Origin of the sequence: Stenotrophomonas sp. SrG, from assembly GCF_050031795.1 — a bacterium.
In the GTDB taxonomy this organism is placed as follows: Bacteria; Pseudomonadota; Gammaproteobacteria; order Xanthomonadales; family Xanthomonadaceae; genus Stenotrophomonas; species Stenotrophomonas rhizophila_A.
The window spans coordinates 1-237 of sequence record NZ_JBNBBE010001233.1 but is presented as its reverse complement, the minus strand read 5'-3'; the positions used below and the strand labels follow the sequence as shown (position 1 = coordinate 237).

1 rRNA gene is annotated in these 237 nt (G+C 54.9%); it reads right to left on the bottom strand.

The annotated features are described in order from the left end of the window. Nucleotides 1-237 (bottom strand): 23S ribosomal RNA (locus ACQG3P_RS23370); the annotation flags it as partial.

The following is a 237-nucleotide window of genomic DNA, read 5'->3' as shown; positions in this document are numbered from 1 at the left end:
GTATCAGCCTGTTATCCCCGGAGTACCGTTTATCCGTTGAGCGTTGGCCCTTCCATACAGAACCACCGGATCACTAAGTCCTAGTTTCCTACCTGCTTGATCCGTCGATCTTGCAGTCTAGCACGCTTATGCCTTTGCACACAGTGCGCGATGTCCGACCGCGGTGAGCGTACCTTCGAGCTCCTCCGTTACTCTTTAGGAGGAGACCGCCCCAGTCAAACTACCCACCATACACGG